The sequence below is a fragment of the Muribaculum sp. genome, from assembly GCF_029051885.1.
In the GTDB taxonomy this organism is placed as follows: Bacteria; Bacteroidota; Bacteroidia; order Bacteroidales; family Muribaculaceae; genus Muribaculum.
This window is the reverse complement of record NZ_JAIDKI010000009.1, coordinates 1-6,269: the sequence shown is the minus strand read 5'-3', so window position 1 is coordinate 6,269 and position 6,269 is coordinate 1. Positions and strand designations below refer to the sequence as shown.

The window sequence follows — 6,269 nt, the reverse complement described above, 5'->3', positions numbered from 1 at the left end:
GCGACCACCGATTTCTACACGCCTAAGCTCGTCGGCATCGTGAGTTGGGTATTAGAGACAGCCGATAGTCGAGACCTCTACCGACAGTCGTCTTCTGCTACGCGTAGACTTTCCTTTGGCGATGCGCAATATGGCTAATAAGATTATTGATGCCAACTTCGCCACTGCCGACTCTCCTGATAAGGTGAAATCCGTAAGTCTGCTTGGCGGTTCCGTGGTAGCCGACACAAAAGGCACAGCTGCGACAACCGGCAATTATATGCCGATATACTTTTCCATTCCCAACGACGGGTCATTATCACAGGGCATGTATACCGATGTCTGGGTAATACTTGAGGATGAAAACGCCGGTACCGGATGTACTATTCCTACCGGTGCCGTAGTAGAGAGCGAAGGTGAATATTTCGCTTATGTAAAAGTCGATGATCATGGATATGAAAAACGACGTCTTTCGCTTGGTGTCACTGATGGCAAAATTGTAGAAGTATTGTCAGGGCTTTCCCCGTCAGACAGTATCGTAACTAACGGTGCCATGATTTTAAAGATGGCCGAGAACAGCGGCAAGATTCCGGAAGGACATTCGCATAACCATTAATATCCGGACAGAATATGCTTGATAGAATAATTAAAGGCTCGCTTGATCGCCGCAAACTTGTACTTGTAGCGGCGGCGCTATTATTGATTGCCGGATGTGTGGCGATGATTCGCGACACATTTGATGTTGATATTTTCCCTGATCTTAATGCCCCGACAGTCGCAATAATGACAGAGGCCGGCGGACTTGCTCCCGAAGAGGTGGAAAAACTCGTGACATATCCCATTGAGACAGCAATGGGTGGTGCTCCGGGAGTGAGACGCGTGCGCTCTTCAAGTTCTGCAGGATTTTCAGTTGTATGGGTAGAACATGACTGGGGTGTCGACCCTTACAAGGCACGCCAGGGAATATCCGAACGATTGTCAGGAATAGGGTCTACACTCCCACCCGAAGCCGGGATTCCGGTAATGGGCCCTCCGACATCTGTGCTTGGAGAGGTGCTTATAATCGGACTTACCAACAAGACAGATTCGTTATCGGCAGATTCCTTGTCGATGCTACAGTTGCGTACTATCGCCGACCGTACATTGCGCCCGGCGCTGCTTGCAATTGAAGGCGTATCACAAGTGTCAGTGCTCGGTGGTCAGGAAGAGGAAATACAGATAAAGCTCAATACTCCCCAAATGGTACATTATGGGATATCTCTTGAGGAGGTATTGGCAGCTTGCGACGGATTAAACACCAACTCTTCCGGAGGCAACCTTAGCGATTTCGGGAACGAATACCTCGTAAAAGGTAGCATATCCACAAGTCGTGCCGATGAACTTGGTCTTACCGTTGTGAAAATAATAGGCAATGATGATACAAATACCGGCACCCCGGTAACATTGAGCGACATTGCAGTAATTGAACGAGGTGGTGCTAATCCACGTATCGGAGCCGCCGGTGAGAAAGGACATGAAGCTGTACTCATCACCGTAAGCAAACAGACAGGAGCATCAACAACACGTCTTACTAAAGCCATTGAAGAAAAGCTCGCACAACTTGCGCCATCACTGCCCAAAGGTATCAATGTATCGACTGACATATTCCGTCAGGCCGACTTTATTGACAGCTCTGTAAGCAATCTGCAGCAATCGCTCTTCGAGGGTGCGATATTTGTAATCGTAGTGCTTTTCTTCTTCCTCATGGATATACGTACTACGCTTATATCTGTCATAGCTATTCCGATGTCGATTATCGTGACTATTTTTGTTCTGCATGTCATGGGGCTTACCATCAATACCATGACTCTTGGAGGTATCGCCATTGCTATTGGGTCGCTGGTTGACGATGCTATTGTCGATGTGGAAAATGTCTATAAACGGCTTCGTGCAAATCGTGCATTGCCGCAAGAGCAGCGCAAAAATGTGGTCAGTGTAGTATATGAAGCCTCACGCGAGGTGCGAATGCCGATATTCAACTCCTCACTTATAATCATGGCCAGCTTCCTTCCGCTTTTCTTCCTTCATGGCATCGAAGGCCGTCTGCTTGGCTCGCTCGGTATCGCTTTTATCGTATCGCTTATCGCATCAACGATTGTCGCCCTCACACTTACTCCGGTATTATGCAGTTATCTTCTCGGAGGCTCAGAATCCGGCACAAAGGATAAGGAAGCAGCCCCTGCCGCATGGCTCCGACGAGTATATAACAATGCGCTGTCAGCAGGCTTGCGCCATAAGCGCGCCATCCTTTGCTGGACAGGTGTATTATTTGTCGCTTCAATGTGTATTATGGCCACACTCGGACGTAGTTTTCTTCCTCCGTTCAACGAGGGCTCTTTTACAATAAATATAAGTGCCATGCCTGGCATATCGCTTGAGGAAAGCGACCGTATCGGACGCACGGCAGAAAAAATCATAATGGAGGTGCCGGAGATTACAACTGTTGCCAGGAAAACAGGACGTGCCGAGCTTGACGAACATTCTCTTGGTGTCAATGTGAGTGAAATCGAAGCGCCTTATATTCTTGATGGACGTTCTCGCTCTGAAGTGGCAGATGAACTGCGTCATAAACTTGCCGATATTCCCGGCGTGAATATTGAAATCGGACAGCCTGTATCCCATCGTATCGATGCCATGCTGTCGGGAACTGAGGCTCAGATTGCCATCAAAATTTTTGGGTCAGACCTCCCTACTCTGCATCGCACAGCAACAGAGATATCCAATGTCATAGGTAATGTCAGTGGTATTACAGACATTGCCGTAGAGCAACAGGTAGAACGTCCGCATCTTGAAATACGTCCTCGGCGTCATGCCATGGCATATTATGGAGTGACTCCCGGACAGCTTGCCCGTTGGGTCGATGTGAATATCGGTGGCACAGAAGTCGGCAAGATTTATGATGATGGCATTCCTCGCTCTATAAAACTGATGAGCAACGATTGGGGAAGAGGAAGTATTGATGGAGTATCTACACTGACAATAGACACCCAACGTGGAGTAGTGCCGATAACATATGTTGCAGATGTTGTATCGACTTCGGGACCAAACACAATCAACCGTGAGAATCTCAACCGCCGCATAGTTGTATCAGCGAATGTTGAGGGTCGAGACCTTCGGGGAGCTGTCGATGAAGCTCGCAGTGTTATCGAAGAGAATGTCAAGATTCCGGAAGGATACAATATCGTTTACAGCGGACAGTTTGAGAGTGAGGAGGCCGCTACAAAAACGCTTGTTTTGGCGTCGATAGTCGCTCTTATAATCATTCTGGTGCTGCTGTATATGGAATTCCATGATATAAAAGAGTCGCTCATAATACTTGTCAATATGCCTTTGGCTATGATTGGAGGTGTATTGATGCTGCGACTGACATCCGGCGAACTGAACATTCCCGCAATAATTGGCTTTATATCTTTATTGGGTATTACAACACGCAATGGCATGTTGCTCATATCCCGCTACAACTCCCTGTCCAATGAGGGCCTCGCTCTGTCTGACCGGATATTAAAAGGTAGTTCCGACCGATTGCTGCCGATTATAATGACGGCATTGACTTCTGCACTGGCGCTGGCTCCTCTTGCCTTGCGTGGTGGCGATCCCGGCAATGAACTTCAATCACCTATGGCTATTGTGATTCTTGGCGGATTGCTGACATCGACACTTCTGAATATATTTGTAATACCAATACTTTATTATTACGTACAACACCGTAAGAAATAAACTCTTGACAACGATAATGAAATCTATAAGAACAATTGCCGTTATGGTTGCGGCCTCGACGATGCTTCATATGAGTGCAGAGAGTTTCGACTCTCTTGTCGACCGTATGATTGCACTTAACCCAGGGTTGCGCAGTGAAGCATACTCCTATGCATCACAACGGGAAAGCCTGCGCTCTGCTGCTGTGCTTCCTGACCCCGAAATCGAGGGAGGATACATGTGGAGCACCGGAGAGCCTGGAAATAAAACTGACATTACGGTAAGCCAGTCAATGGAATGGCCCGGGGTATACAGCGCCATGCGTCGTGAGGCCCGACTTCAGTCGGAGGCAATCAATATGTCGGAGCGCGCCACAATAATCAATGCACGCGAAAATGCCAGAATTCTCCTGGCTGAAGGTGTATACCTGAACAAGTGCCGGGAGGTGATGGCAAATCGTATGGAATGCATCGATTCGCTGCTTAATATAGCCACCAAGGGTGCTCTACGCAATGAGATTACATTGCTTGATGTAGAGAAACTGAAACTCGAGAGACTGGAGATTCTCGCCCGACAGACAGAGTTAAACACACAGGAGACACAATGTATGTCGGCAATCGGAGCATTTGTCGGATCTGTAGAAGGTGCAAAAAATATATATGATGCAATCGAGGACTATCCGGCCGACATGCTTTTACCTCTTGCTGTATACAGCGAAAAACTGCATGAGACTCCCGAGGTTGAGCAGTCAAGAATACTTGCAGAGGCATCGCGTGCACGCAGTGATGCAGAGCGGCGCCGCTCGCTTCCTTCGCTTACTGCCGGATATCATTTTGCTCGGGAGGAAGGAACACCATTCCATGGGTTTGTTGCAGGACTGTCAATACCGGTGTTTTCTACCAAAGGAAAATCCGAGGCCGCACGTCTTGAAAGCATGGCTGCCGAGGCGCGTGCCGAGCAGCAGGCTATCGAGCAGCGCTCGTCATTAGAGTCGATACATGCTGCGGCGATACAACTAAAGAATCAGTATGAGGCATACGACAAAGTGCTGTCAGAATCCCCCACTCCTCGACTATTGCTCAGAGCTCTGGAGGGTGGTCAGATTAGCATGATGGTATACCTTATTGAATCGGCCTCACATACTGACGCAATATTGCGTATGCTGGAAATACAATATCGTTATCAACAGACAATGGCACAATTGGCTCGTTATAATCCTGGAAATTAATCCTGGCTTAGAACCTTCTGGTAACTTATAGCGTTATTTGGGAAGAGAATATCTATTAACCAAATAACGCTTTTTTATGGAAACAAACGTATATAGCCAGCCGAAGCTCCCCTATGCATCCGATGCACTTGAGCCTGCCATAAGCGCCGAGACTATCAGTTATCATTGGGGTAAGCATGAGAAGACATACATCGACAATCTCAATCGACTGATTCGTGGTACCGAATGGGAGGATACACCTCTTGAGGAGATTATCAAGACTGCTAACGGTCCGCTGTTCAATAATGCTTCTCAGGCATGGAACCATATATTTTACTTCTTCTCATTCACTCCTGATGGCGGCGGTGAACCTCAGGGTCCCCTTGCCGAGGCTATCAAGCGTGATTTCGAATCATTCGATGAGTTTAAAAAACTTTTTGAAAAGGCTGGTGTCGATTTGTTCGGTTCTGGATGGGTATGGCTATCGCAGGATAAGGACGGCCGGCTGTTCATTACACAAGGCCCCAACGCCGCAAATCCACTTACCCAAGGACTGACTCCCATTCTCTGTTTTGATGTGTGGGAGCACGCCTATTATCTCGACTATCAGAATCGTCGTGCCGATGCTCTGCATAGATTGTGGGATATCATCGATTGGGATGTAGTATCGTCGAGATATTCCGTAAAATAAAATCCAAACAAAGACATAAATCGCACTTTTAGCATAATGTGATGAATGCCGGGGGTGGAGCTCGTGAGAGTGACGCCCCTTTTTATTTGGGATATTTGTGTATTGTATTATTATAGAAAAGGGCGGCATCATTAAAAATGAAATGCCACCCCTTTCTATTTTATTGCGAACAGTGTTTTAATCAACGCTCAGCACGCATAGGATTGGACAGGAAGTCCTCATAGGCAAGACGTATACCTTCGGGCAGTTCGGTAGTATATGTCCAGCCAAGAGCCTTTGCTTTGCTAACATCAAGGAGCTTTCGTGGAGTTCCGTTAGGCATGTCGGTGTTCCAAAGTATTCGACCCTGGTAGCCTACTGTTTTTGCAACGAGTTCAGTGAGCTCACGGATTGTGAGTTCCTTACCGGTACCGGCGTTTACAGTCTCGTTGCCGGAATAATTATTCATAAGAAATACGCACAGATTGGCCAAGTCGTCGACATAGAGGAATTCGCGAAGCGGAGTGCCGTCACCCCAGCATGTCACTTCTTCAAGTCCTGCCTCTTTGGCTTCATGGAATCGACGTATGAGTGCAGGGAGTACATGTGAATGGGTGGGATGATAATTGTCATTAGGACCATAGAGGTTGGTCGGCATTACCGAGATATAGTCCGTGC

General features: G+C 47.5%; 5 protein-coding genes. 4 read left to right on the top strand and 1 reads right to left on the bottom strand.

Translation table 11 applies throughout. From position 1 onward, the window contains the following. The first annotated feature begins 130 nt into the window (after positions 1 to 130). From K2I50_RS00470 to K2I50_RS00455, 4 genes are all read left to right on the top strand, one after another. Positions 131 to 595, top strand: a complete 465-nt coding sequence (locus K2I50_RS00470; protein WP_301024291.1) for a permuted SH3 domain-containing protein — start codon at positions 131 to 133, stop codon at positions 593 to 595. A gap of 14 nt (positions 596 to 609) precedes the next feature. After that, positions 610 to 3,735, top strand: a complete 3,126-nt coding sequence (locus tag K2I50_RS00465) for an efflux RND transporter permease subunit (RefSeq protein WP_301024290.1) — start codon at positions 610 to 612, stop codon at positions 3,733 to 3,735. Positions 3,736 to 3,751: 16 nt separating this feature from the next. Then, on the top strand, positions 3,752 to 4,942 hold the full coding sequence (locus K2I50_RS00460; protein ID WP_301024289.1) for a TolC family protein: 1,191 nt from the start codon (positions 3,752 to 3,754) through the stop codon (positions 4,940 to 4,942). Between the two features lie 76 nt (positions 4,943 to 5,018). Beyond that, a complete protein-coding gene (locus tag K2I50_RS00455) occupies positions 5,019 to 5,612 on the top strand; it encodes a superoxide dismutase (protein ID WP_301024288.1) in 594 nt (197 codons plus the stop codon). A 181-nt stretch (positions 5,613 to 5,793) separates the two neighbouring features. On the opposite strand, the gene K2I50_RS00450 is transcribed toward K2I50_RS00455, so the two are convergent. After that, on the bottom strand, positions 5,794 to 6,269 hold a 476-nt coding region (locus K2I50_RS00450), incomplete at its 5' end, for an NAD-dependent epimerase/dehydratase family protein (RefSeq protein WP_301024287.1).